The organism is Paracoccus tibetensis (genome assembly GCF_900102505.1).
GTDB lineage: Bacteria > Pseudomonadota > Alphaproteobacteria > Rhodobacterales > Rhodobacteraceae > Paracoccus > Paracoccus tibetensis.
The window spans coordinates 87,404-111,228 of the sequence record NZ_FMVT01000003.1 but is presented as its reverse complement, the minus strand read 5'-3'; the positions used below and the strand labels follow the sequence as shown (position 1 = coordinate 111,228).

22 protein-coding genes and 1 pseudogene are annotated in these 23,825 nt (G+C 68.5%); 15 read left to right on the top strand and 8 right to left on the bottom strand.

All coding sequences use genetic code 11. The annotated features are described in order from the left end of the window. Window positions 1–14: 14 nt before the first annotated feature. From BLP73_RS19960 to BLP73_RS04970, 7 genes and pseudogenes are all read right to left on the bottom strand, one after another. A pseudogene (locus BLP73_RS19960) lies at window positions 15–737 on the bottom strand (cytochrome c1); the annotation flags it as partial. Between the two features lie 535 nt (window positions 738–1,272). Then, window positions 1,273–2,595, bottom strand: coding sequence for a cytochrome b (petB, locus tag BLP73_RS04995; RefSeq protein WP_090740949.1), 1,323 nt, complete (start codon window positions 2,593–2,595; stop codon window positions 1,273–1,275). An 11-nt stretch (window positions 2,596–2,606) separates the two neighbouring features. Further along, window positions 2,607–3,170, bottom strand: coding sequence for a ubiquinol-cytochrome c reductase iron-sulfur subunit (petA, locus tag BLP73_RS04990; RefSeq protein WP_090740946.1), 564 nt, complete (start codon window positions 3,168–3,170; stop codon window positions 2,607–2,609). Between the two features lie 403 nt (window positions 3,171–3,573). Beyond that, window positions 3,574–4,347, bottom strand: coding sequence for a RadC family protein (radC, locus tag BLP73_RS04985; protein WP_090740944.1), 774 nt, complete (start codon window positions 4,345–4,347; stop codon window positions 3,574–3,576). A 46-nt stretch (window positions 4,348–4,393) separates the two neighbouring features. Further along, entirely contained in the window at window positions 4,394–5,575 is a 1,182-nt protein-coding gene (gene dnaJ, locus BLP73_RS04980) for a molecular chaperone DnaJ (RefSeq protein ID WP_090740942.1), read from the bottom strand. Between the two features lie 80 nt (window positions 5,576–5,655). Then, on the bottom strand, window positions 5,656–7,572 hold the full coding sequence (gene dnaK / locus BLP73_RS04975) for a molecular chaperone DnaK (protein WP_090740940.1): 1,917 nt from the start codon (window positions 7,570–7,572) through the stop codon (window positions 5,656–5,658). A gap of 169 nt (window positions 7,573–7,741) precedes the next feature. Beyond that, window positions 7,742–8,563, bottom strand: a complete 822-nt coding sequence (locus BLP73_RS04970; protein ID WP_139165898.1) for an ABC transporter permease — start codon at window positions 8,561–8,563, stop codon at window positions 7,742–7,744. A 142-nt stretch (window positions 8,564–8,705) separates the two neighbouring features. Here BLP73_RS04970 and cysQ point away from each other — a divergent pair, with 142 nt between their 5' ends. The 9 genes from cysQ to BLP73_RS04925 all read left to right on the top strand — a co-directional run bounded on the left by cysQ (window position 8,706) and on the right by BLP73_RS04925 (window position 18,039). Next, a complete protein-coding gene (cysQ, locus tag BLP73_RS04965) occupies window positions 8,706–9,503 on the top strand; it encodes a 3'(2'),5'-bisphosphate nucleotidase CysQ (protein ID WP_090740936.1) in 798 nt (265 codons plus the stop codon). A gap of 1 nt (window position 9,504) precedes the next feature. After that, on the top strand, window positions 9,505–10,305 hold the full coding sequence (locus tag BLP73_RS04960) for a 3-deoxy-manno-octulosonate cytidylyltransferase (RefSeq protein ID WP_090740934.1): 801 nt from the start codon (window positions 9,505–9,507) through the stop codon (window positions 10,303–10,305). A gap of 182 nt (window positions 10,306–10,487) precedes the next feature. Further along, a complete protein-coding gene (locus BLP73_RS04955; RefSeq protein ID WP_090740932.1) occupies window positions 10,488–11,384 on the top strand; it encodes a UTP--glucose-1-phosphate uridylyltransferase in 897 nt (298 codons plus the stop codon). A 3-nt stretch (window positions 11,385–11,387) separates the two neighbouring features. After that, a complete protein-coding gene (galE, locus tag BLP73_RS04950; RefSeq protein WP_090740930.1) occupies window positions 11,388–12,374 on the top strand; it encodes a UDP-glucose 4-epimerase GalE in 987 nt (328 codons plus the stop codon). Further along, a complete protein-coding gene (locus tag BLP73_RS04945) occupies window positions 12,371–13,414 on the top strand; it encodes a glycosyltransferase family 2 protein (RefSeq protein ID WP_090740928.1) in 1,044 nt (347 codons plus the stop codon). Before galE ends, BLP73_RS04945 begins: the two co-directional genes overlap by 4 nt. Window positions 13,415–13,493: 79 nt before the next feature. After that, the gene (locus BLP73_RS04940) at window positions 13,494–14,534 is read left to right on the top strand and encodes a glycosyltransferase family 2 protein (protein ID WP_245686552.1); all 1,041 of its coding nucleotides are present in this window, start codon (window positions 13,494–13,496) and stop codon (window positions 14,532–14,534) included. A 50-nt stretch (window positions 14,535–14,584) separates the two neighbouring features. After that, window positions 14,585–16,234, top strand: coding sequence for a DUF5927 domain-containing protein (locus BLP73_RS04935; RefSeq protein WP_175453255.1), 1,650 nt, complete (start codon window positions 14,585–14,587; stop codon window positions 16,232–16,234). Then, window positions 16,231–17,619, top strand: coding sequence for a sulfotransferase family 2 domain-containing protein (locus BLP73_RS04930; RefSeq protein WP_090740925.1), 1,389 nt, complete (start codon window positions 16,231–16,233; stop codon window positions 17,617–17,619). Before BLP73_RS04935 ends, BLP73_RS04930 begins: the two co-directional genes overlap by 4 nt. Before the next feature lie 3 nt (window positions 17,620–17,622). Further along, entirely contained in the window at window positions 17,623–18,039 is a 417-nt protein-coding gene (locus BLP73_RS04925) for a VOC family protein (RefSeq protein ID WP_090740922.1), read from the top strand. A gap of 5 nt (window positions 18,040–18,044) precedes the next feature. Here the strand turns inward: BLP73_RS04925 and BLP73_RS04920 are convergent, their stop codons facing one another. Then, window positions 18,045–19,430: a phosphohexomutase domain-containing protein gene (locus BLP73_RS04920; RefSeq protein ID WP_090740920.1), complete on the bottom strand. Its 1,386-nt coding sequence runs from the start codon at window positions 19,428–19,430 to the stop codon at window positions 18,045–18,047. A 132-nt stretch (window positions 19,431–19,562) separates the two neighbouring features. Here BLP73_RS04920 and BLP73_RS04915 point away from each other — a divergent pair, with 132 nt between their 5' ends. From BLP73_RS04915 to BLP73_RS04890, 6 genes are all read left to right on the top strand, one after another. Then, entirely contained in the window at window positions 19,563–19,958 is a 396-nt protein-coding gene (locus tag BLP73_RS04915; protein ID WP_090740918.1) for a ketosteroid isomerase-related protein, read from the top strand. Next, window positions 19,955–20,539, top strand: a complete 585-nt coding sequence (locus BLP73_RS04910; RefSeq protein ID WP_090740916.1) for a GNAT family N-acetyltransferase — start codon at window positions 19,955–19,957, stop codon at window positions 20,537–20,539. Before BLP73_RS04915 ends, BLP73_RS04910 begins: the two co-directional genes overlap by 4 nt. Continuing rightward, on the top strand, window positions 20,536–21,387 hold the full coding sequence (locus BLP73_RS04905; RefSeq protein ID WP_090740914.1) for a carbon-nitrogen hydrolase family protein: 852 nt from the start codon (window positions 20,536–20,538) through the stop codon (window positions 21,385–21,387). Before BLP73_RS04910 ends, BLP73_RS04905 begins: the two co-directional genes overlap by 4 nt. 78 nt (window positions 21,388–21,465) lie before the next feature. After that, the gene (arfB, locus tag BLP73_RS04900) at window positions 21,466–21,888 is read left to right on the top strand and encodes an alternative ribosome rescue aminoacyl-tRNA hydrolase ArfB (protein ID WP_090740912.1); all 423 of its coding nucleotides are present in this window, start codon (window positions 21,466–21,468) and stop codon (window positions 21,886–21,888) included. Beyond that, the gene (locus tag BLP73_RS04895) at window positions 21,885–22,340 is read left to right on the top strand and encodes an NUDIX hydrolase (RefSeq protein WP_090740911.1); all 456 of its coding nucleotides are present in this window, start codon (window positions 21,885–21,887) and stop codon (window positions 22,338–22,340) included. Before arfB ends, BLP73_RS04895 begins: the two co-directional genes overlap by 4 nt. An 18-nt stretch (window positions 22,341–22,358) precedes the next feature. Beyond that, window positions 22,359–23,801 (top strand): inorganic phosphate transporter, encoded by a 1,443-nt coding sequence (locus BLP73_RS04890; protein ID WP_090740910.1) that lies wholly within the window; start codon window positions 22,359–22,361, stop codon window positions 23,799–23,801. The last annotated feature ends 24 nt before the right edge of the window (window positions 23,802–23,825 follow it).

Sequence of the window (23,825 nt, the reverse complement as noted above, 5' to 3'; positions counted from 1 at the left end):
CGATCCGGTCAGGATCAGTGCTTGCGCTTGACCTTGTGGGGCGCCCAGAGGCGCTTGTTGGTCAGGTACAGCAGCACCGTCAGCAGCACGAGGAACAGCACCGAGACGAGGCCCACCTGCTTGCGGTTCATCAGCTGCGGCTCGGCAGTCCACATCAGGAAGGCCGCGACGTCCATCGACATCTGGTCGACCGTGGCCGGGGTGCCGTCCTCGTAGGTCACGCGGTCGTCCGACAGGGGCGGCGCCATGCTGATCCAGCCGCCCGGAAAGGCGGTGTTGGCGTGCAGCAGCGTGCCGGCCTGCTCCAAGTCCTCGCCGGTATAGCCGGTCAGCAGGGCGTGGATGTATTCCGGCCCGCCGATGCCGCGGAACAGCTGGTTCAGACCTAGGCCGTAGGGGCCGTGGAAGCCCGCGCGCGCCTTCGCCATGAGCGAGAGGTCAGGCCCCATGCCGTCGCCGTCCATCGAGGGGAAGTTGTCGGTCGGCAGGCGCGACCGCTCTTCACCCAGGGCCGGATCGAGAATCGGTAGCAGTTCGGCCGCGTAGGCGCGGACCTGGTCCTCGGGCAAACCCGGCCCTGCCGGATCGGACAGGGTGCGGATCGGGACGTATTCCAGCCCGTGGCAGGCCGAGCAGACCTCGGTATAGACCTGAAGCCCGCGCTGCAGCTGGAACTGGTCGAAGCGGCCGAACGGCCCCTCGAAGCTGAAATGCACGTCCTCGACATGGCCGTAGCCGTGATCCGTGCCGTGGTCGTCTTCATGCGGCTCCTCGCCGTGGCCGGCGACGGCCTCGACGACGCCCTGCTCGGCCTGGAAATGCTCTTCGACCTGCGGAACGTCGGTGTGGGTTTCGGCGGGAACGACCGCCTCGCCGCCCGGGCTGATCGCCACGGCATCGACGCCCTCGCCATCCGTCGAGGGAGCCTCGGGCTCGGTCTGCGAGCCGGAATCAGCCGTGTCGGGACCGGCAGCGGCCTCGGTTCCGGGCTCGGTGGCCGCCTCGGCCTGCGCTTCGGCGTCGGCCCCTGCCTCGGCGGCGGGGGCAGCGGCCTCGGCCGTGCCCTCCGCCGGCGCCGCGGCGGCGTCCGTCTCGGCCGGGGTGGCGACGAAGGTCGTCCCCTGGCCCGGAGCCTCCTGCGTGGCCGCGTCGGGCTGGGTCAGCGGAACCGTCGTCGTCGTTTCCTGCGCATAGGTCAGGCCGCCGGCAGCCACCGTCAGGGCCAGAGCGGCCGTGAGCGTCTTGGTTCTCAAGGTCATTCTTCGGCTCTCCTTACTCGGCCATGCGCGTGGGCGCGTCGTAATGCGCCAAGTGGTCTTCCTCGATCGTCGCCGGCACGGGGTCCGGCTTCTCGATCACGCCGAGGATCGGAAGGATCACGAGGAAATAGGCGAACCAGTAGGCCGAGGCGACGAGGGCGATGTAGGGATAGATCCCCTCGGCCGGCATGGCGCCGACCCACATCAGGACCATGAAGTCCACGGCCAGAAGCCAGAACCACCACTTGAACATCGGGCGGTAGCGGCCCGAGCGCACGCGCGAGGTGTCGAGCCAGGGCACCAGCGCCATGACCACGATCGCCCCGAACATCGCCAGTACGCCGAAGAACTTGGCGTCGACGATGCCGAAGGTCACGAACTGCACCAGCTGCACCAGCCAGACGTCGCCGTCGAAGGCGCGCAGGATGGCGTAGAAGGGCAGGAAGTACCATTCCGGCACGATGTGCGCGGGCGTCGCCAACGCGTTGGCCGGGATGTAGTTGTCCGGGTGCCCCAGATAGTTCGGCATGAACGCGGTGATGGCGAAGAACACCACCAGGATCAGCGCCAGGGCGAAGAGGTCCTTCATCACGAAGTAGGGCCAGAAGGGCAGGGTGTCCTTCTGCGCCTCTTCCTTGCTGCCGCGACGGACCTCGACGCCGGTCGGGTTGTTGTTGCCCGTGGTGTGGAAGGCCCAGATGTGCACGATCACCAGGCCCAGGATCACGAAGGGCAGCAGGTAGTGCAGCGAGAAGAAGCGGTTGAGCGTCGCGTTGTCCACCGCCGGCCCGCCCAGCAGCCAGGTCTGCAGCGTCTCGCCCGCGCCCGGAACCGCGCCGAAGAGGCCGGTGATCACGGTCGCGCCCCAGAAGGACATCTGGCCCCAGGGCAGCACGTAGCCCATGAAGGCAGTCGCCATCATCAGGATGTAGATCAGCATGCCGATGATCCACGTGACCTCGCGCGGCGCCTTGTAGCTGCCGTAGTAGAGGTTGCGGAAGATGTGCAGGTAGACCGCCACGAAGAACAGCGAGGCGCCGTTCATGTGGATGTAGCGCAGCATGTAGCCGCCGTTCACGTTGCGCATGATGTGCTCGACGCTGGCGAAGGCCATGTCGACATGCGGCGTGTAATGCATCACCAGGACGATGCCGGTGATGATCTGCAGCATCAGGCTGAAGACCAGGACGATGCCCCAGATCCACATCCAGTTGAGGTTCTTCGGCGTCGGGATCATCAGCGTGTCGTAGATGAGCCCGGCCACCGGCAGGCGGCGGTGCAACCAGCGTTCGAAGCCCGATTTGGGCTCGTAGTGGTCGTGCGGTATTCCGGCCATGAGAACCCTCCTCAGCCCAGCTGGATGGTGGTTTCGTTCAGGAACGACGCCACCGGAATGTGCATGTTTTCAGGCGCCGGGCCGCGACGAATGCGGCCGGCGGTGTCGTAGTGGCTGCCGTGGCAGGGGCAGAACCAGCCGCCGAAGTCGCCCGCGCCGTCCCCGATCGGCACGCAGCCCAGATGGGTGCAGACGCCGATCTGGACCAGCCACTCGCCGGCCTCGTCCAGCGTGCGGTTCTGGTCGGTCGCCGGTTCGCTGTCGCCGAGGTTCGGGTTCTGCGCGTTCTGGTCGGGAAGCTGGTTCAGCTCGACCGCGCGACCCGCCTCGATCTCCTCGGGGGTGCGGCGCCGCACGAAAACGGGCTTGCCGAGGAAGAGGACGGTGATCTGGGACCCGGGCGCCACGCCGCTGACATCCACCTGGATCGAAGCCAGCGCCTGCACGTCGGCCGAGGGGTTCATCTGGTTCACAAGCGTCCAGGCGGCGGCACCGGCGGCCACCGTGCCTGCGCCCGCCGTGGCATAGTAGAGGAAATCCCTCCGGGTGCCTACGTGGTCATCTGCGTGGGACACGGGTCATACTCCAATTCGGGCCGCAGGGACGGCCATACGACATTCCGGGCCGCGTCCTACGCAGCCTTCGCGGGGGCGGTTCTAGCCTTCAAATCCGTGTCAGTCCAGATGATAAGCCTGCCGCTTCCGGCGCATTTCGCCGCAGAACGTCGGCATCGCACGCGTCAAGGGGTGCGGCCTTGCGACCTGTCGCCGCAGCCCTGCCCGCGCGGCCGGACCGCAAGCCTCCGGCGACTCACCGCGCTGCGGATCATCCCACGGGTTACCGCACCGCCGCGCCGCATCTTCTGTGCCGAAATATCCTCGGGGGGGTCGCCGGACGGTGCGCCATCGGTGCAAGCACCGGCCGGCGACGGGGCGAAGCGCCCCCGGCGGCCGCGGGACACAAGATCCCGCGCCGGGACTAGAGCAAACCCTGCGACCTGAAGCTCAACTCGCGCGACTTCCCGATGATGAGATGGTCGTGGACGGTGATTCCCATGCTGCCGGCCGCCTGCGCGATCTGCGCCGTCATCGCGATGTCGGCCTCCGAGGGGGTGGGATCGCCCGAGGGGTGGTTGTGGACCAGGATGAGCGCCGAGGCGTTTAACTCCAGCGCCCGGCGGACCACCTCGCGCGGGTAGACCGGGACGTGATCCACCGTGCCACGGGCCTGCGCCTCGTCCGCGATCAGCACGTTCTTGCGGTCGAGGAAGAGGACGCGGAACTCCTCGATCTCGGCATGGGCCATTGCCGTTTGGCAATAGTCCAGCAGCGCCTGCCAGCCCGACAGCACCGGCCGGTGCATCACCCGCGCCCGCGCCATCCGCTGTGCCGCGGCCTGGACGATCTTCAGCTCGGTCACCACCGAGGGGCCGACCCCGTCCACGTCCTGCAGGCGCGCGGGCGTGGCGGCGAGAACGCGGTTGAAGTCGCCGAAGGTCTCGATCAGCCGGCGGGCCAGAGGCTTCACGTCCTGCCGCGGGATGGCGCGGAACAGCACCAGTTCCAAGAGCTCGTAATCCGGCATCGCCGCCGCGCCGCCCTGCACGAAGCGCTCGCGCAGCCGCGCGCGGTGGTCCGCCAGATAGGACGGCGCCGGCGCCGAGCGGGCCTGCGCCGATCGCGCCAGCACATCGTCCGGCGCCGGCGCGAAGAGCGGCAGGGGCATTTCAGCGAAGGCGCGATTCTTTTCCATGCGGCCAGCTTGCGCCGAACCTGGTAAAGAAATCCCTAAGCGCGCCTCAGCGGGTCATCCCGTCCCAGAAGCTCTTCACCTTGTTGAAGAAGCTGTCGGATTGCGGGCTGTTCTCGGTCCGCTCGGCCTCCAGCTCGAACTCGCGCAAGAGCTCGCGCTGGCGGGCGGTCAGGTTCACCGGCGTCTCGACCGTCAGCTCGATCAGCATGTCGCCGAACTCGCCCGAGGCGCCCGCGCCGTGCCGCAGCGGCGGCATGCCCTTGCCGCGCAGGCGCATCTGCCGGCCCGACTGGCTGCCGGCCGGCACCTTCACCCGCGCCCGGCCGCCGTCGATCGTCGGCACCTCGACCTCGCCGCCAAGCGCGGCGGTCGCCATGCTGACGGGCACCTGGCAGGCCAGCATCCGGCCGTCGCGCAGGAAGATCGCGTGCTCGCTGACCTCGACGAAGATGTAGAGATCGCCCGCAGGTCCGCCCCGCAACCCGGCCTCGCCCTCTCCGGCCAGGCGGATGCGGGTGCCGGTCTCAACGCCGGCCGGGATGTTCACGGCAAGCGTGCGCTCGCGCTCGGTGCGACCGGCGCCGTGGCAGGCCTTGCAGGGATTCTTGACGATCTGCCCGGCGCCGCCGCAGGTGGGGCAGGTGCGCTCGACCGTGAAGAAGCCCTGCTGCGCACGGACCTTGCCCATGCCGGCGCAGGTGGGGCAGGTGGCGGGCTGAGTCGCGCCCTCGGCGCCAGTGCCGTTGCATTCCTCGCAGGCTGCCGAGCCGGGCACGCTGATCGTCTTCTGCAGGCCCGCGTAGGCCTCTTCCAGCGAGACGCGCAGGTTGTAGCGCAGGTCCTGGCCCCGCTGCGCGCGCGAACGGCCCCCGCCGCCCCCGCCGGCTCCGCGCCGGCCCATCATGTCGCCGAAGAGGTCCTCGAACACATCCGCGAAGGCCGAGCCGAAATCGCCCGGATGGCCGCCGCGCTGGCCGCCGAAGCCGCCGCCGCCCATGCCGCCCTCGAAGGCCGCATGGCCGAAACGGTCATAGGCGGCCTTCTTCTGGTCGTCCTTCAGGCAGTCATAGGCCTCGTTCACTTCCTTGAAGCGGGCCTCGCAGCTGGCATCGTCCTTGTTGCGGTCGGGGTGCAGTTCCTTGGCCTTGCTGCGGTAGGCCTTCTTGATCTCGTCGGGTGCCGCGCCGCGGGTCAGCCCCAGCACCTCGTAGTAGCAACGCTTGCCCATCTGTCGTCCTGTTCCCTATCCCAACAAACAGGCCGGCCCGCGACAACGTCCGGACCGGCCCAAGCGGGAGGCGGCCCCGATCAGCCGCGCTTCTTGCCTTCGCCGAGATCCTCGAAGTCGGCATCCACGATGTCGTCATCGACGTTGCGCGGGTTGTCCCCGTCGCTGTCGCCGCTGTCGCCATCGCCCTGCTGCGCCTTGTAGATCGCCTCGCCGAGACGCATGGAGGCGTCCATGACGTTCTGGATGCCCGAGCGGATCTTGCCGGCATCGTCGGACTTCAGTGATTCCTCCAGCGCGCCCACCGCCAGCTCGATCGCCTCGACGGTCGAGCTGTCGACCTTGTCGCCATGCTCGTCGAGCGACTTCTTGGTCGAGTGGATCAGGCTTTCGGCCTGGTTGCGCGCCTCGACCAGCTCGCGGCGGCCCTTGTCGGCCTCGGCGTTCTGCTCGGCGTCCTTGACCATCCGCTGGATCTCGTCGTCGGTCAGACCGCCCGAGGCCTGGATGGTGATCTTCTGCTCCTTGTTGGTGCCCTTGTCGCGCGCGCTGACGGACACGATGCCGTTCGCGTCGATGTCGAAGGTCACCTCGATCTGGGGCATGCCGCGCGGCGCCGGAGGGATGTCCTCCAGGTTGAACTGCGCCAGCATCTTGTTGTCGGCCGCCATCTCGCGCTCGCCTTGGAAGACCCGGATCGTCACCGCGTTCTGGTTGTCCTCGGCGGTCGAGAAGATCTGGCTCTTCTTGGTCGGAATGGTGGTGTTGCGGTCGATCAGGCGGGTAAAGACGCCGCCAAGCGTCTCGATCCCGAGCGACAGCGGCGTCACGTCCAGCAGCACCACGTCCTTGACGTCGCCCTGCAGCACGCCGGCCTGGATCGCCGCGCCGAGCGCCACGACCTCATCGGGGTTGACGCCCTTGTGCGGCTCTTTCCCGAAGAAGTCGGTGACTTCCTGCACGACCTTCGGCATCCGCGTCATGCCGCCGACCAGGACGACCTCGTCGATGTCCGACTTCGAGCAGCCGGCATCCTTCAGCGCGTCCGCAACCGGCTTCATGGTGCGCTTGATCAGGTCGGCGACCAGGCTTTCCAGCTTGGCGCGGGTCAGCTTGACGACCAGGTGCAGCGGCGTGCCCGAGTTCTTGTCCATCGAGATGAACGGCTGGTTGATCTCGGTCTGGGACGAGCTGGACAGCTCGATCTTGGCCTTCTCCGCCGCCTCTTTCAGGCGCTGGAGGGCCATCTTGTCCTTGGTCAGGTCGACGCCGTGCTCTTTCTTGAACTCGTCGGCCAGGTAGCTGACGATCCGCATGTCGAAGTCCTCGCCGCCGAGGAACGTGTCCCCGTTGGTCGATTTCACCTCAAAGAGGCCGTCGTCGATTTCCAGAATGGTGATGTCGAAGGTCCCGCCGCCGAGGTCATAGACCGCGATCGTCTTGGTTTCCTTCTTGTCGAGGCCATAGGCCAGCGCGGCGGCGGTCGGCTCGTTGATGATGCGCAGGACTTCGAGGCCCGCGATCTTGCCGGCGTCCTTGGTCGCTTGGCGCTGCGCGTCGTTGAAATAGGCCGGAACGGTGATGACGGCCTGCGTCACTTCCTCGCCCAGGTAGGATTCGGCGGTTTCCTTCATCTTTTGCAGGATCATCGCGCTGACCTGCGCCGGAGAGTACTTCTCGCCCTTCACCTCGACCCAGGCATCGCCGTTGCCGCCGTCCACGATGGCGTAGGGAACCAGCTTGCGGTCCTTCTCGACCGCGTCGTCGCCCATGCGGCGGCCGATCAGGCGCTTGACCGCGAAGACGGTGTTGGTGGGGTTGGTCACGGCCTGCCGTTTGGCGGGCTGGCCGACCAGACGCTCGCCATCCGTGAAGCCCACGATCGAGGGCGTGGTGCGGGCGCCTTCGCTGTTCTCGATGACCTTGGGCTGGCTGCCGTCCATGATCGCGACGCAGCTGTTCGTCGTGCCGAGGTCGATGCCGATGACTTTGGACATGTGTGTCTAACCTTTCTTGCGGCGATGTTGGGGCCTCGGGTCCGTTACGGCCCCCGCGGCCCGATCCCTTTGCTCGATTTTGCCCGGTCTCCCGGACGTCTTCGGGGCTGTATATAGGGAGGGTTTCATTGCCCGCAAGCGCTGTGCACCGGCCAGAAGCAGCAGTTTTTCAGCGTCCGGCGGTCCAGCTGAGGGATTCGTACTTGCGGGTCGCGAAGTTGATCAGAAGACCGACCCCGAACAGCCCGATGGCGACCTTGATCGGATAATCCAAACTTGTGCGGTGCGGCGTGTAGTTGATGAACATGTAGCCGCGCGACTGGTCGACCAGGTGGAAGAGCGGGTTCCAGATGAACCACGGCAGCAGGAAGTTCGGCATCACGTTCGCGAGGAACGCCTTGCCCGAGGTGATGATGCTGATCCGCGTGTAGCCGAGGACCAGCATCTTCGACAGGTCCGGGGCCCAGGGCTGGATCCCCAGGAAGACGAATCCGATGCTGCATCCCACGATCCAGGACATCAGCAGCATCTTCGCCACGCCGAGCGGCTGGTAGATCGTGTAGTTCTCGAAGAACAGGTAGTAGCCGCCCAGGACGACGATGCAGGTGATGACCTTCTGGTAGAGGATGGACAGCGCCGCCGCGCAGATCATCACCGCCGGGTTCAGCGGCTCGTGCTTCAGAAGGCCGGTGTTGATCGAATAGCTGCCCGAGACCGCGCTGACCGCGCCGCGCAGCGTCATGAAGCAAAGAACGCCGCTGATGATGAACAGCACGTAGTCCCCGCGCAGCGGCGCCGACCTGATCCCGATGAGGTAGTAGACCGCCATGAAGATGGCGATCATGATCAGCGTCTGCGAGATGCTCATCAAGATGCCCATCAGCGCGCTGCGATGGGCGTTGCGCAGCTTGAACACGGTCTGGTGGTAGATCAGCGACAGCGTGGTGAACGCCGCCTCGGCCATGGTGCGGGTCTGGCGTCGCTGGAACAAGGTGCAGGCACTCCTCGGGGTGCGGGCGGGCGGCGGGTCAAGCGGCGCGATGCTTGCCGAGCGGGGTCCGGGGCATCATAAGGTTCACCGACAGTCCGCACAATCATGAAGCGAACACGCGCCCGATCCGAGAGGAAAGTGAATGACATTCGACCGACTGACCGCCGAAATGCGCCGTCTCGCGCTGCTGGCCGGCGAGAAGATCATGGAGATCTACCAGGCCGACGATTTCGACGTGCGGGCAAAGTCGGACGATTCTCCGGTCACGGCCGCGGACGAGGCGGCGGACGCGATCATCTCGGATGGGCTGCGCGCGGCCTTCCCGGAGATCGCGCTGGTCACCGAGGAGCAGGCCGAGACGCATGGCCAGTCCCTCGGCACCTTCCTGATCGTCGATCCGCTGGACGGCACGAAGGAGTTCGTGCAGCGCCGCGGCGATTTCACCGTGAACATCGCCTATGTCGAGAATGGGGTGCCGGTGCGCGGCGTCGTCTATGCACCCGCGAAGGGCCGGCTGTTCTACACGACGGCCGAGGGCGGCTCGGTCGAGGAGCGGGGGCCGTTCGGCGAGACGCCCGGCCAGATCGACCCGATCGGGGTCAACCCGACGCCCGACAACCGCGCGCTTATGGTCGTCGCCTCGAAATCGCACCGGGATGCGGCCACGGACGACTACATCTCGCGCTACGGGGTGCGGGACATGACCAGCGCGGGCTCGTCGCTGAAGTTCTGCCTGGTGGCGACGGGCGAGGCGGACCTCTATCCGCGGCTTGGGCGGACGATGGAATGGGACACGGCCGCAGGGGACGCGGTGCTGCGCGGCGCGGGCGGGCAGGTGGTGCGATTCGAGGACCACCAGCCCCTGGCCTATGGCAAGCCAGGCTTCGCGAATCCCTTCTTCATCGCCTATGCCCCCGGCGTCCTGCTGGTGAAGGGCTGAGATGTCGGTCCTGATCGTCATTCCCGCCCGATACGCCTCGAGCCGCTACCCCGGCAAGCCGCTGGTCGAGCTGCGCGGCGCAAGCGGTGCCGCCCGCAGCCTCATCCGCCGCAGCTGGGAGGCCGCGATGGCCGTGCAGGGCGCGGACCGCGTCGTCATCGCCACCGACGACGACCGCATCCGCGAGCATGCCGAGGCCTTCGGCGCCGAGGTCGTGATGACCAGCGAGGCCTGCCGGAACGGGACCGAACGCTGCTCGGACGCCGTCGCGCGCCTGGGCGTCTCGCCGCGGATCGTGGTGAACCTCCAGGGCGACGCGCCGCTGACGCCGGCCTGGTTCATCGAGGACCTTGTCGCGGGGCTCGACGCCGCGCCCGATGCCGATGTGGCGACGCCGGTCCTGCGCTGCTCGGGGCGGATGCGCGCGGACCTGATCGCCGACCGCCACGCGGGCCGGGTCGGCGGCACGACCGCGGTCTTCGGGGACCGGCGGCAGGCGCTCTATTTCTCGAAGGAGGTCATTCCCTTCGTGCCCCACCAGGTCGGGGACGACGAGGCCAGCCCCGTCTACCATCACGTCGGCGTCTACGCCTACCGCCCTGAAGCCCTGACCGACTACGAAAGCTGTCCCGAGGGCGTTCTCGAGCGGCTCGAGGGGCTGGAGCAGCTGCGCTTTCTCGAGCAGGGGCGGCGCATCCTCTGCGTCGAGGTCGAGGCCCGCGGCCGCCTGTTCTGGGAGCTGAACAACCCCGAAGACGTGCCCCGCATCGAGGAAATGCTGGCGCAGATGGGCCAGGATTGACCTCGATCAAGGGCAGGCCGGCCGATTTACGCTTCTTGAGCTTTATGCACGTTTTGTTTGCGTAGACGCTTGGCTAAGGTGCGCGCCAGCTTTAATCTTGCGGCCGTAGCCCGCCAAGCCCATGCTGAGTTCGCGGTGCAGTAGCGCGATCTTGCGCTGGATCAACTGAAGGTAGTGTAAACATGACTCGCAAGGTGACGAAGGCGATCTTTCCGGTCGCAGGGCTAGGAACGCGCTTCTTGCCGGCCACCAAGAGCATTCCGAAGGAAATCCTGACCCTCGTCGACCGGCCGCTCATCCAGTACGCCATCGACGAGGCGCGTGCGGCAGGCATCGAAGAGTTCATCTTCGTGACCTCGCGCGGCAAGGGCGCCCTCGAGGATTACTTCGACCACAGCCACGAGCTTGAGGCGAACCTGAAGAAGTCCGGCAAGGACGCGCTTCTGGAAACCCTGCGCTCGACCTACATGGAATCGGGCGCCATCGCCTATATCCGCCAGCACAAGGCTCTGGGCCTCGGCCATGCCGTCTGGTGCGCCCGGCGCCTGCTGTCGGACGACGAGCCTTTCGCGGTCGTGCTGACCGACGACGTCATCCAGGGCGAGCCGCCCTGCCTGCAGCAGATGGTCGAAGCCTATGGCGAGACCGGCGGCAGCATGGTCGCCACGATGGAGGTCGCGCCGGACAAGGTGTCCTCCTACGGCGTTCTGGACGTGGCCGAGGACATGGGCGCCATCGTGCGCGCCAAGGGCATGGTCGAGAAGCCGAAGGCCGGCACCGAGCCCTCGAACCTCGCCGTGATCGGCCGCTACATCCTGGCGCCGAGCGTCATGCGGAACCTCAACAAGCTGAAGCAGGGCGCGGGCGGCGAGATCCAGCTGACCGACGCCATCGCCGACGAGATCGCGGAAGGCCGCGACGTCTTCGGCCTGCGCTTCCGCGGCCAGCGCTTCGACTGCGGCTCCAAGGCGGGTTTCCTGCAGGCGACCGTGGCCTTCGGCCTCGAGCGCGACGAGCTGAAGGATGAGTTCGCGGACTACCTCCATCAGGCCATGGCGATGCGCAAGGCGGCCGAGTAACGCATGAAACCCGTCGTCCTGGTGACCGGCGGTGCCGGTTACATCGGCTCGCATGCCTGCAAGGCGCTGGGGGCGGCCGGCTACCTTCCGGTGACGCTGGACAACCTGTCCACCGGCTGGCGCGACGCAGTGAAGTTCGGCCCGCTGGTGCAGGCCGACCTGATGGACCGCGCCGCGCTTGACGCGGCCTTCGCCGAGCATCGCCCCGTCGCGGTCCTGCATTTCGCCGCCCTCAGCCAGGTCGGCGAGGCGATGGCCGAGCCGGGCAAGTACTGGCGCAACAACGTCGCCGGCTCGCTGAACCTCATCGAGGCGGCGGTGGCGGCGGGCTGCCTCGACTTCGTCTTCTCCTCGACCTGCGCGACCTATGGCGACTGCGACGGCGAGGTGCTGGACGAGACGACGCCGCAGGCGCCGCTGAACGCCTATGGCGCCAGCAAGCGCGCGATCGAGGACATGCTGGTGGATTTCGGCGCCTCGCATGGACTGCGTCACGTCATCTTCCGCTACTTCAACGTGGCGGGCGCCGACCCGGAGGGCGAGGTGGGCGAGTTCCACCGGCCCGAGACCCACCTGATTCCCCTGATCCTCGACGCGGTGGACGGCAAGCGGGCCGCGCTGACCATCCACGGCACCGACTACCCGACCGAGGACGGCACCTGCATCCGCGACTATGTCCATGTGATGGACCTGGTCGATGCCCATGTGCGCGGCCTGGAATGGCTGCGCGCGGGCAAGGGCAGCCGCGTCTTCTGCCTGGGGACCGGCGCGGGCTTTTCCGTCCGCGAGGTCGTGGAGGCGACGCGCCATGTCACCAACCGCGAGGTGCCGATGCTGGACGGGCCGCGCCGCGGCGGCGACGCGGTCAAGCTTGTCTGCGGCAGCACCCGCGCCCGGTCGGAGCTCGGCTGGTCGCCCGACCGCTCGACCATGCGGCAGATGATCGCCGACGCCTGGCGCTGGCACCAGAACGGCGCCTACGCCGAATGACCAGGCGGCCGGGCCTGCTTCGGCGGGCCTTCGCCGCCTATCGCCTGCGCTGGAAGCGGCGCGAGCTGCTCTGGCGCTGCATCCGCGCCGGCCGGCTGCTGACGCCGGTCGCGGACCGCACAGCCGCGATTCGGTCGGGCGACGTCTTGGCCTTCTGCGTGATCCGCAACGAGGCGCCGCGCCTGCCCGAGTTCCTGGCTCATTATCGCGACCTTGGCGTGGCGCATTTCCTGATCGTCGACAATGACAGCAGCGACGGGGCCGCCGATCTGCTGGCCGGGCAGGAGGACGTGTCGCTGTGGCGCTGCGGGGGCAGCTACCGCGATGCGCGCTTCGGGCTGGACTGGACGGGGGCGCTGCAGCGGCGCTTCGGCCACGGCCACTGGTGCCTGACGGTCGATGCGGACGAGCTGCTGATCTATCCCGGATATGACCGGACATCCCTGCCGCAGCTGACCGCCCGCCTCGCCGCCGCCCGCATTCCTGCAATGGGGGCGCTGATGCTGGACCTCTACCCCTCGGGCCGGCTCGGCACGGCGGACGCGCCGCCCGAGGCGCCCCTGACCGAGCGGCTGCCCTGGTTCGACGCCGGCCCCTACCGCGCCCAGAGGATGCAGCCGCGGCACAATCTGTGGGTGCAGGGCGGCGTGCGCCAGCGGGCCTTCTTCGCCGATCGTCCGCGCCTTGCACCGACGCTCAACAAGCTGCCGCTGGTGAACTGGCGCCGCGGGATGGTGCATGTCAATTCGACCCATTCGCTGCTGCCGCCGAAGCTGAACCTCTGCTGGGACGGGCCGGGCGATCCGCGGCTTTCGGGCATACTTTTGCACGGAAAATTCCTGCCCGAGATCGTCGCCAAGTCCGAGGAGGAGCTGCAGCGCCGCCAGCACTTCGCCCGTCCTGAGGCCTATGTGGGCTACCACCGCGCCATCACCGCCCGCCCGGTGCTGCGCGGCCCGGATTCGCGCCGCTTCACTGGCTGGCAGCAGCTTGTGGACCTGGGCCTGATGAGCGCAGGCGCCGAGCCGAATACACGCTGAACGCGATTTTTCCTTGCCAAGACTGCTGCGCCTGCATCATTGCTTGAGGCATGAGCGACTGCCGCAAATCCTGCCGCGGATGCAGGTTCCCATGGCGTTGAAGCGCCACTCGCTGATCCCCGAGCGCCTGCGCCGTCGGGCCGAGCGGCAGTACCTGATCGCCCGCGCTGTCAACCGCCGCAGGGCGCTGAAGCCGGTGGTGGACCGCACCGCCCGGATCGGCAAGGGCGCGATCCTGGCCTTCGTGACCCTGCGCAACGAGCGCGAGCGGCTGCCCTATTTCCTCGACTACTACCGCCGGCTCGGGATCGACCATTTCCTCTTCGTCAACAACGACAGCGACGACGGCAGCGGCGCCTATCTGCGCGACCAGCCCGACGTCTCGCTGTGGTGGACGCGGGCAAGCTACAAGAAGTCCCGCTTCGGCATGGACTGGATCAACTGGCTGCTGCTGCGCTACGGGACCGGGCACTGGTGCCTGACGGTCGATCCGGACGAATTCCTGACCTACCCGCATTGCGACAGCCGCCCGCTTCAGGCGCTGACCAGCTGGCTGGACGGCTCGGGGCGGACGTCCTTCCCCGCCATGCTGCTCGACATGTATCCGCAGGGCGACATCGAGGACACGCCCTACGAGGAAGGCGGCGATCCTTTCGCCATCGCCAGCTGGTTCGACCCGGCCAACTACACGATCAGCAAGAACAGCTATTACGGCAACCTGTGGATCCAGGGCGGCCCCCGCACGCGAGAGTTCTTCCGCGCGGACCCGCTGGCCGGGCCGGCGCTGAACAAGATCCCGCTGGTGAAGTGGCACTGGCGCTATGCCTATGTCAGCTCGACCCACATGCTGCTGCCGCGGCAGGTGAACCTCGTCTACGACGAGGACGGCGGCGAGCAGGCATCGGGCTGCCTTCTGCACGCCAAGTTCCTGTCGACCTTCGCCCGAAAGTCCGAGGAAGAGCTGGACCGCCGCCAGCACTACGCCGACAGCCAGGAATACCAGGCCTATCACGCGGGGCTGCGCAAGGGCACCAACCTCTGGTGCTCCGAATCGCGGGAATTCCGCGACTGGCGGCAACTCGAGGATCTGGGCCTGATCTCGCGGGGGAACTGGGCGTGACGGGGGCCGTGCGCCTCGGCGTGGTGCTGCTGTGCCACACGCAGCTGGACATGGCGGCGCGGATGGCGCGGATCTGGGCCGCGGGCGGGGCGCGGGTGGTCATCCATGTCGATGCCAAGGCGCCGGCCGACGCGGTCGCGGGCCTGAAGGCAAGCCTCGGGGATCTGGACGGCATCCTCTATTCGCGCCGCCACCGCTGCGGATGGGGGCGCTTCAGCCTGGTGCGCGCCACGCAGGACGCGGCCGAGGCGCTGCTGGCGGCGCATCCCGACCTGACGCATGTCTACCTCGCCTCGGGCTCGTGCCTGCCGCTGCGCCCGGTCGGGGACCTCTTGGACCACCTCGCGCTCGACCCCCATCGCGACCACATCGAAAGCGTGAACGCTTTGGACGTGGGCTGGACCGTCGGCGGGCTGAACGAGGAGCGGTTCACCTTCTACTACCCGCTCGACTGGCGGCGCCAGCGCTGGATGTTCGACCGGCTCACCAACCTTCAGCGCGCGCTCGGCATCCGCCGCCGGGTGCCGAAGGGCATCACGCCGCATCTCGGCTCGCAATGGTGGTGCCTGACGGCGACGACGCTGCGGGCGATCCTCGAGGACCCGAGACGGGCTGAGTTCGACCGCTACTTCCGCAGCACCTGGATCCCGGACGAAAGCTACTTCCAGACCCTCGCCCGCCGCCACGCCATCCGCATCGAGAGCCAGTCGCTGACGCTGGCCAAGTTCGACCATGACGGCAAGCCCTACCAGCTCTACGACGACCACGCCCTGCTGCTGGAGGAATCGCGCTGCTTCGTGGCTCGCAAGGTCTGGCACGGCGCGGCGGGGCTGATGGCGCAGTTCCCGAAGGCGGCCCCCGGGAACGGCAGCCACGCCCTGCCGCAGCCGCAGCGCTTCGAGCGGCTGATCAACCGCACCGTCCGCCGCCGCCTGCTGGGCAGGCCGGGCCTCTACATGCAGAGCCGCTTTCCGCGCAAGGACTGCGAGAACGGCAAGACCTCGGCTCCCTACGCCGTCTTCCAGGGCTTCGCCGACATCTTCCCCGATTTCGAGACCTGGCTCGGCGGCCATGTCGAGGCGGATGTGCACGGCCACCTCCTCGGCCCGGACGAGGTCGAGTTCGCCGGCCGCCCCGAGATCGGGCCGGGCGCGATCTCGTCCAGCACCGCGCTGCGCGACCGTGACCCGCATGGTTTCCTGACCGGGCTGATCCGCATCACGCCACGGATGCAGGTGTTCCAGTTCAGCCCGCGCGACAACCAGGCGATGAACTGGTTCATGGCGACCGATCCGAACGCGCAGTTCCACGTGGTCACCGGCGCATGGATGCTGCCGCTTCTCGGCAGCGAGATGCCCTTCGACGACGTGCGCCGCGTCGCTGCGCAACTGCAGCGGGCCGAGCTGGCGCAGCTGGACATCCTGAACTCGGTCTGGGTGAAGGCGCGGGTGCAGGTGCACGAGCTGACCGACTTCCTCGCGCGTCCGCAGGCGATCATGCAGGCCGCGCTGCAACAGCTTCAGGTTCCGACGCAGCCGGTGGACGATCTGCCTCCGATGCGCGATATGACGGGTCTGGCCGAGCTGCTGCGGCAGTTGCGCAATTCCGGGCTGCGTCCCCGCCTGACCGGCGAGGGGCTGCCGCAGGTGGAGCCGCGGCCGATCGACGAGATGATGCCCGAGAGGACCGCTGCCGAATGACCACCGCCTTCCGCAGCTTCGTGATTTTTGCCGAGATGCGCACGGGCTCGAACCTCCTCGAGGCGACGCTGAACGCGATCAAGGGCGTGACCTGCTTCGGCGAGGCCTTCAACCCTTACATGATGGGCTGGCCCGACAAGGACGAGCTGCAGGGCATCACGCGAGAGGAGCGCGAGGCCGACCCGCTGGTCCTCTATCGCAAGCTGACCGACCGGCCTGGCCACCTGCCGGGCTTCCGCTATTTCCACGACCACGACCCGCGCGTCTTCGACACGATGATCGAGGACCGCAGCTGTGCCAAGATCGTGCTGACGCGCAACCCCCTGGACAGCTATGTCTCGACCCGCCTTGCCTGGGCCACGAACCAGTGGAAGCTGAACGAGACCGAAACCCCGATCCCCGCCACCATCGCCTATGACGGGGCCGAGTTCCGCCAGATGGTCACCGCGACCGAGCGCTTCCAGCGCCGCATCCTGCACCGGCTTCAGGTCTCGGGGCAGGCGGCCTTCTGGCTGGGCTACGAGGATCTGCGCGACGCCGAGGTGATGACCGGCCTAATGCACTGGCTGGGCCGCACCGACCTTGCGCGGGTCGAGCCGGCCAGCGACCAGGTTCCGCAGAACCCGCGCGAGCTGGCCGAGAAGGTCGCGAACTTCGACGAGATGCAGGCCGACCTGACGACGCTCGACCCGTTCATGCTGCGCCGCGTCCCGAATTTCGAGCCGCGCCGCGGTCCCTCGGTGCCCGGCTTCCGCGCCTCCGAGGCGGGGCGGGGGCTGCTGTTCATGCCGGTGCAGGGCGGCCCGGACGGAATCGCGCCCTGGCTCGCCGGGCTGGGCGCCGGGCAAAGCGGCTTCACGCAGACGACGCTGCGCCAGTGGAAGCGCCAGCATCCCGGCCATCGCAGCTTCACGGTCCTGCGCCATCCCCTGCGCCGCGCCTGGTCGGCCTTCCGCCGCCTGCTGACCGAGGCCTCGCCCGAGCTGCGGGTGCTGATGCGTCAGGTCCACCGGGTACCGCTGCCGCCCGATGCCGAGCTGCCGGCGCTGCCCGAGGACCGGCAGATCGCGCTGTTCGAGGCTTTCCTCGACTTCCTGCGCCGGAACCTGAACGCGCAGACGACGCTGCCGACCCACGCCTCCTGGGCCAGCCAGTCCGAGGTCGTGGCCGGCTTTGCCCGCTTCGTCGCCCCCGACATGATCCTGCGCGAGGATCGCCTGGCCGAGGACCTGCTGCCCCTTCTGTCGGCCGCCGGGATCGACCCCGCCAACGTCCCGCTGCCCCAGGCAGAGCGGCAGCCGGACCTTCTGGCGATCAAGCCGTTGCGGCAGGCGGCGCGGCAGGCCTATCTTCGCGACTACATCGCCTTCGGCTTCGAGGACTAACCCGTGCAGCAGATCGCCGTCGTCACGCTTGGCACCACGGACAGGCAGGCGGCGCGACGCTTCTACCTGGACGGCTTCGGCTGGAGCCCGGTCTTCGATAATGACGAGATCATGTTCTTCCAGATGAACGGGCTGATGCTGGGCATCTGGGACAGCGCGGCGCTGGCCGCGGACATGCAGCGCCCCGGCGCAGGCGGCGGCGCGATGGCGCTGGCCCACAACTTGCCGCGGCAAGAGGACGTGGCGCCGCTGATGGAGCGCCTGGTCGCTGCCGGCGGCACGTTGCTGCGCGCGGCGGATGCGCCGGTTCATGGCGGCTTTCGCGGCTATGTCGCCGATCCCGACGGCCATGCCTGGGAAATCGCCTGGAACCCGAGCTGGAGCATCGACGCCGAAGGCCGCGTGACCTTCGGCGTCTAGAGGCCTCAGCCCTTCAGGATCGCCGCCAGCTCGGCCTGCTTCTCGGCCACCAGCGCGGCATCGCCGTCGGCCTCGACGTTCAGGCGCACCACCGGCTCGGTGTTCGACTTCCTGAGGTTGAAGCGCCAGGCGCCGAAATCCAGCGACACCCCGTCCAGATCGTCGCGCCCCTGCGCCTGCGGCTCGTAGGCCCGGATCAGGCGCGCGATGGCGGCGTCGGGATCGGTGATCGTGTAGTTCGTCTCGCCCGAGGAGGGGTAGAGGCGCATCCGCTCCTCCAGCAGCTCGGCCAACGTCTTGCCCTTGCGGGACAGCAGCTCGATCATCAGCAGCCACGGGATCATGCCGCTGTCGCAATAGTAGAAGTCGCGGAAGTAGTGATGCGCCGACATCTCGCCGCCATAGATCGCCCCCACGTCACGCATCTTGCGCTTGATGAAGGCGTGGCCGGTCTTGCTGACGACCGCCTCGCCACCCGCCTCGCCGATCATGGCGCGCGTGTTCATGATGACGCGCGGGTCGTGGACGATCTTCTCGCCAGGCGACTTTTCCAGGAAGGCCGCGCCCAGCAGGCCGACGATGTATTCGCCGGGGATGAAGCGGCCGTTCTCGTCGAAGAAGAAGCAGCGGTCGAAGTCGCCGTCCCAGGCCACGCCCAGATCGGCGTCCTCGGCCTTCACCTTGGCAACCGTCGGCGGCTGGTTCTCGTCCAGAAGCGGGTTCGGGATGCCGTTCGGAAAGCTGCTGTCCACGTCGTGGTGCATCCGCACGAAGGTCAGCGGCGCGCCGCGGCGTTCCAGCTCGGCGGCGATGGCGTCGAAGGTCGGGCCGGCGGTGCCGTTGCCCGCGTTCACCACGATCTTCATCGGCTTCAGCGCGGCGACGTCCACGAAATCCGCCATGGCCCGGGCATAGTCGGCGCGGGCATGGCCGTAGTCGCTGACGCTGCCCTTCTCGCGCGCCGCGAAGGCACCCGAGCTTGCCAGCTCGACGATCGGCGGCAGCTCGGTCGCCGGGTCCAGCGGGGCCGAGCCCTGCCCGACAATCTTCATGCCGTTGTAGTTGATGGGGTTGTGCGAGGCCGTTACCTCGATCCCGCCATCCGTGCCGAGGGCGCCGGTATGGTAATAGACCTCTTCGGTCCCGGCGAGGCCCAGGTCCAGCACGTCCGCGCCGCCATCCGTCAGCCCCTCGATCAGCGCCTTCGCCAGCTCGGGCGAGGATTCGCGGCTGTCGCGGCCGACGACCACGCGGCCCGCGTTGCGGACTTCGGCAAAGGCGCGGCCGATCCGATAGGCGACGTCGGCATCCAGATTCTTGCCAAGCTCGCCGCGCACGTCATAGGCTTTGAAGCAGGTGATCTCGCGCCTGCCCAGGTCTTTTCCGGTCATTCGGGTCCTCCGATGGCTTTTGCGCAAAGCGCTAACAGGTCGGACCGGGATTACAAGCGCCGTCTCAGACCCAAGGCTGAGGTGACGCGGGCGCCACGGCTGCTAGGAAGGCGCGGCAAGAAGGAGAGGCCGATGGACAGCAAGACCCTGATCAAGACCTATTACGACGCCTTCAACGCGGGCGATACCGAGGCCATGCTGGCGCTGGTCCATGACGAGATCGAGCACCACGTGAACGAGGGCCAGATCCGCCGCGGCAAGGATCTCTTCGCGCAGTTCAACGACCACATGACCCGCTCCTACAAGGAGCACCTGACCGACATGGTGATCTTTGCGGATGGCGAGCGCGCCGCCGCCGAGTTCGTGGTGAACGGCACCTATCTTCAGACCGACGAGGGCCTGCCGCCGGCGAAGGGCCAGTCCTATCGCCTGCCCGCCGGCGCCTTCTTCACGCTGCGCGACGGCAAGATCGCGCGCGTGACGACCTATTACAACCTGGCCGACTGGACGCGGCAGGTCAGCCAATGAGCGTCGAGACGCGCGTCCTGACCGGCGAGGCGCTGGCCGCGGCGCTGGAAGATGTCGCGCGTCTCCGCATCTCGGTCTTCCGGGACTTCCCCTATCTCTACGACGGCGACGCCGATTACGAGCGCGACTATCTACGCGCCTACCAGTCGCCCGGCGCGGTCGTGGTGGCGGCGCTGGACGGCACACGCGTCGTGGGGGCGGCGACCGGGGCGCCGATGACCGATCATGCTGCCGATTTCGGCGCTGCGTTCGCGACCCGCCCCGAGCCGCTGGACCAGGTCTTCTACTGCGCCGAGTCGGTGCTGCTGCCGGAATATCGCGGCCGCGGCCTCGGCCATGCCTTCTTCGACCACCGCGAGGCCCATGCCCGCGATCTGGGCGCCCGCTGGTGCGCCTTTTGCAGCGTCATCCGGCCCGCGGACCATCCGGCGCGGCCCGCGGATTACCGCCCGCTCGACGCCTTCTGGCATAAGCGCGGCTACGAGAAGCTGCCGGGCGTGGTCGCGCATTTCGGCTGGAAGGATCTCGGCGAGCCGGCCGAGACCGAGAAGGAGCTGCAGTTCTGGATGCGCGCCCTGTGAAGATCGCCGCCGCCGCCTATCCCATCGACTGGCTGGAGGATTTCGCCGCTTATGAGGCGAAGCTGAGCCGGTGGGTCCGGGAAACGGATGCCGACCTGCTGGTATTCCCCGAATATGCCGCGATGGAGCTGGCCTCGCTTGGCGGGCGCGAGGTCGCAGGTGATCTGGAGGCGAGCCTTCACGAGGTCGCGCGGCACTGGCCCGCGGTCGAGGCGCTGCACCTGCGGCTTGCGGCCGGGGCGGGCTGCCACATCCTCGGCGCCTCGGGTCCGGTCTTCGAGGGCGCGCGCCCGGTGAACCGGGCGGTGCTTTACGGGCCGGAAGGGCGGATCGGCCATCAGGACAAGCAGATCATGACCCGCTTCGAGCGCGAGGACTGGGACGTGACCGGCGCGCCGGGCCTCAGGCTCTTCGACACCGCGCTCGGGCGCATCGGCGTCCTGATCTGCTATGACAGCGAGTTTCCCCTGCTGGGCCGGCAACTGGCAGAGGCCGGGGCCGAGCTGCTGCTGGTGCCGTCCTGCACAGACACCGTCGCCGGCTTCAACCGCGTCCGCATCGGCGCGATGGCGCGGGCGCTGGAGAGCCAGTGCGTCGTCGTGCAGGCGCCCACGGTCGGCCCCTGCGAGTGGATGCCGGCGCTGGACGAGAACCGCGGCCGCGCCGCCATCTATGGCCCGCCCGACGGCTTCTGGCCCGAGACCGGGATCATTGCCGAAGGGCCGATGGACGCGCCGGGATGGGTCACGGTCGAGGTCGATCTGGCCCGCGTCCGGCAAAGCCGCAAGGACGGCGCCGTCCTGCCCTTCGCTCATTGGCCCGAGCAGGCGGCCAGCCGGATGCTCTGACGCAGCACCTGCCGCTTTTCACAGCCCGTTAACCTTATTCTGCTTTAAGTCGGAGGCGATACCTCCATATCTTGAGGCATGCTGCATGTCACCGACGCCATCACGATCCAGGAATGGGAGCTGTCCGAGCAATTCGCCCGCGCGCAGGGTCCGGGCGGGCAGAACGTGAACAAGGTCGAGACCGCGGTCGAGCTGCGCTTCGAAGCCGAGCGCTCGCCCCATCTGCCGGACCCGGTGAAGCGCCGGCTCAAGCGGCTGGCGGGTCGGCGCTGGACGCAGGACGGCGCGGTGGTGATCTTCGCGCAGGAAACCCGCAGCCAGGCGCGCAACCGCGAGCTGGCGCGCGAGCGGCTGGCGGAACTCATCCGCGAGGCCTCGGTTGCACCTAAAAGACGGATCGCCACGCGGCCCACGCTCGGCAGCCAGAAGCGGCGGCTGAAGGCGAAGGCGGTGCGGGGCGAGGTCAAGACGCTTCGGGGCAAGGTGGACGGCGAGGAATGAACGCGCTGCGCAACTCTCTGCGGTTTCTGCTGGGGCGGCGTCCGTCGGCGCTTCAGGTCGCGGCGATTTGCCGGAACGCCGCGGGCGAGGTCCTGCTGATCACCAGCCGCGGCACCGGCCGTTGGGTCATTCCCAAGGGCTGGCCCATGGCCGGCCGCAGCCTCGCCGGCGCCGCCGCGCAGGAGGCTTGGGAAGAGGCCGGCATCCGCGGCACGATCGGCGAGGACGAGATCGGCCGCTTCACCTATGACAAGGACCAGGACGAGGGCTTCGCCGTGTCCGTCGAGGTCCGCGTCTTCCTGCTGGAGGCGACCGGCCAGAGCCGCGATTTCCCCGAGGCGCGCGAGCGCCGCGCCCGGTGGTTCGCCCCTGCCGAGGCGGCGAAGCTCGTGGCCGAGCCGGGCCTCAGCCGCATCCTTGGCGGCCTCTCGCTGCCGCGCGCCGATGCCTGACGGCGCGAGGCGGTCCTGATGGCGGCGGGGCAGTTCCGCACGCTGGACAAGGACCTGGGCCGCATCTCGAATGCCGAGGCCGCGCAGCTTCACGCCTTCCGCCCGGTCTGGAGGCTCGGCCTTGCCGTACTGGGCTTCGTCGCGCTGCTGGTCCTCGTTCTGGCCGTGGGCGGCGACAGCCGCCTGGTCGGGATCGGGGCCGGGCTTGTGGTGGCGGCGTGGCTGGGGCTGGCGATCGGATCGAACGATGTCGCCAACTCGCTGGGGCCGGCCGTGGGGGCGGGCGCGATTCGTCTGGTGCCGGGGCTTGCGCTGGTGGCCGTGGCGGGGGTCGCCGGAGCGGTGCTGGCGGGCGCGGCGGTCTCGCAGCGGCTGGCGGCGGGCATCGTCGATCCGGCGCTTCTGGCGGATGCGGGGCTGGGGCCGCTGGTGATGCTGGCGGCGCTGATCGGGGCTGCCACCTGGATCACGCTGGCGACCGGCATCGGCCTGCCGGTCAGCACCTCGCATTCCATCGTCGGCGGCATCGCGGGCGCGGGCGCGGCGGCGGTGGGGCTGGGCGGGGTCGCCTGGCCCACGGTCGGGATGCTGGCGCTGGTCTGGATCGCCTCGCCGGTGGCGGCGGGGGCGCTGGCCGGCGCACTGGTCATCGTCCTGCGCCTGAAGGTCGTCGAGGCCGAGGACCGCGGCGCCGCCGCCCGCACCTGGCTGCCGCCGATGGTCGCGCTGCTCTGCGCGCTTTTCAGCGCCTATGTCGTCCTGCTGATCACCCGGCCATCGGTGCCCTGGGGCATCCTGTTGCTGGCAGCCGCGCTGGCAGGGGCGGCGGGATGGATTTCGACCGCGCGCGGCGTCGTGCGCGAGATCGCCCTCGCGCCGCGCAAGCCGAGCGCCAAGCGCCTTCTGGCCCCGGCGCTGGTGGTGGCCGTCACCATCCTCGGCTTCGCCCATGGGGCGAACGATGTCGGCAACGTCGCCGGCCCGCTGTCGGTCATCATCGGCACGGCCCGCGGCGCGGCGCAGTTCGGGCAGGTGCCGCTGATCGCGCTGGTCGGGGCGGGCGTCATGATCTCGCTCGGCACGCTGCTCTTCGGAGGGCGGCTCGTCAACATGGTCGGCTCGGGCATCACGCGGCTGAACGCGGGCCGCGCGCTCTGCGTGTCGCTGGCCACGGCGGCGACGGTGCTGGTGGCGTCCAGCTTCGGGCTGCCCGTCTCGACCACGCATGTCGCGGTCGGCGGCGTCTTCGGCGTCGGCTTCGCCCGCGAGTGGCTGGAGCGCCGCCGCAGCCGCAAGCGCGCCGAGGACCCGGACCTGCCCGAGGAGGAGGTCCGCCGCCGCCGCCTCATCCGCCGCAGCCATGTCGCGACGATCATGGCGGCCTGGATGGTGACGCTGCCGACGACGGCGGGGGTGGGCGCGCTGGCCTGCTGGCTGATCCTGGGCCTTGCCGCAGGTTAGACCCGCACCGGCGGCCTTGCCGCC

Coding starts and splice junctions, on each gene's coding strand:
- cysQ (WP_090740936.1), top strand. CDS start 8,706: ATGACATTCGACCGACTGACCGCCGAAATGCGCCGTCTCGCGCTGCTG.
- BLP73_RS04960 (WP_090740934.1), top strand. CDS start 9,505: ATGTCGGTCCTGATCGTCATTCCCGCCCGATACGCCTCGAGCCGCTAC.
- radC (WP_090740944.1), bottom strand. CDS start 4,347: ATGGAAAAGAATCGCGCCTTCGCTGAAATGCCCCTGCCGCTCTTCGCG.
- arfB (WP_090740912.1), top strand. CDS start 21,466: ATGCTGCATGTCACCGACGCCATCACGATCCAGGAATGGGAGCTGTCC.
- BLP73_RS04915 (WP_090740918.1), top strand. CDS start 19,563: ATGGACAGCAAGACCCTGATCAAGACCTATTACGACGCCTTCAACGCG.
- BLP73_RS04895 (WP_090740911.1), top strand. CDS start 21,885: ATGAACGCGCTGCGCAACTCTCTGCGGTTTCTGCTGGGGCGGCGTCCG.
- BLP73_RS04935 (WP_175453255.1), top strand. CDS start 14,585: ATGGCGGCGCGGATGGCGCGGATCTGGGCCGCGGGCGGGGCGCGGGTG.
- BLP73_RS04955 (WP_090740932.1), top strand. CDS start 10,488: ATGACTCGCAAGGTGACGAAGGCGATCTTTCCGGTCGCAGGGCTAGGA.
- BLP73_RS04910 (WP_090740916.1), top strand. CDS start 19,955: ATGAGCGTCGAGACGCGCGTCCTGACCGGCGAGGCGCTGGCCGCGGCG.
- dnaJ (WP_090740942.1), bottom strand. CDS start 5,575: ATGGGCAAGCGTTGCTACTACGAGGTGCTGGGGCTGACCCGCGGCGCG.
- BLP73_RS04940 (WP_245686552.1), top strand. CDS start 13,494: ATGCAGGTTCCCATGGCGTTGAAGCGCCACTCGCTGATCCCCGAGCGC.
- BLP73_RS04890 (WP_090740910.1), top strand. CDS start 22,359: ATGGCGGCGGGGCAGTTCCGCACGCTGGACAAGGACCTGGGCCGCATC.
- BLP73_RS04930 (WP_090740925.1), top strand. CDS start 16,231: ATGACCACCGCCTTCCGCAGCTTCGTGATTTTTGCCGAGATGCGCACG.
- BLP73_RS04945 (WP_090740928.1), top strand. CDS start 12,371: ATGACCAGGCGGCCGGGCCTGCTTCGGCGGGCCTTCGCCGCCTATCGC.
- BLP73_RS04920 (WP_090740920.1), bottom strand. CDS start 19,430: ATGACCGGAAAAGACCTGGGCAGGCGCGAGATCACCTGCTTCAAAGCC.
- galE (WP_090740930.1), top strand. CDS start 11,388: ATGAAACCCGTCGTCCTGGTGACCGGCGGTGCCGGTTACATCGGCTCG.
- petB (WP_090740949.1), bottom strand. CDS start 2,595: ATGGCCGGAATACCGCACGACCACTACGAGCCCAAATCGGGCTTCGAA.
- dnaK (WP_090740940.1), bottom strand. CDS start 7,572: ATGTCCAAAGTCATCGGCATCGACCTCGGCACGACGAACAGCTGCGTC.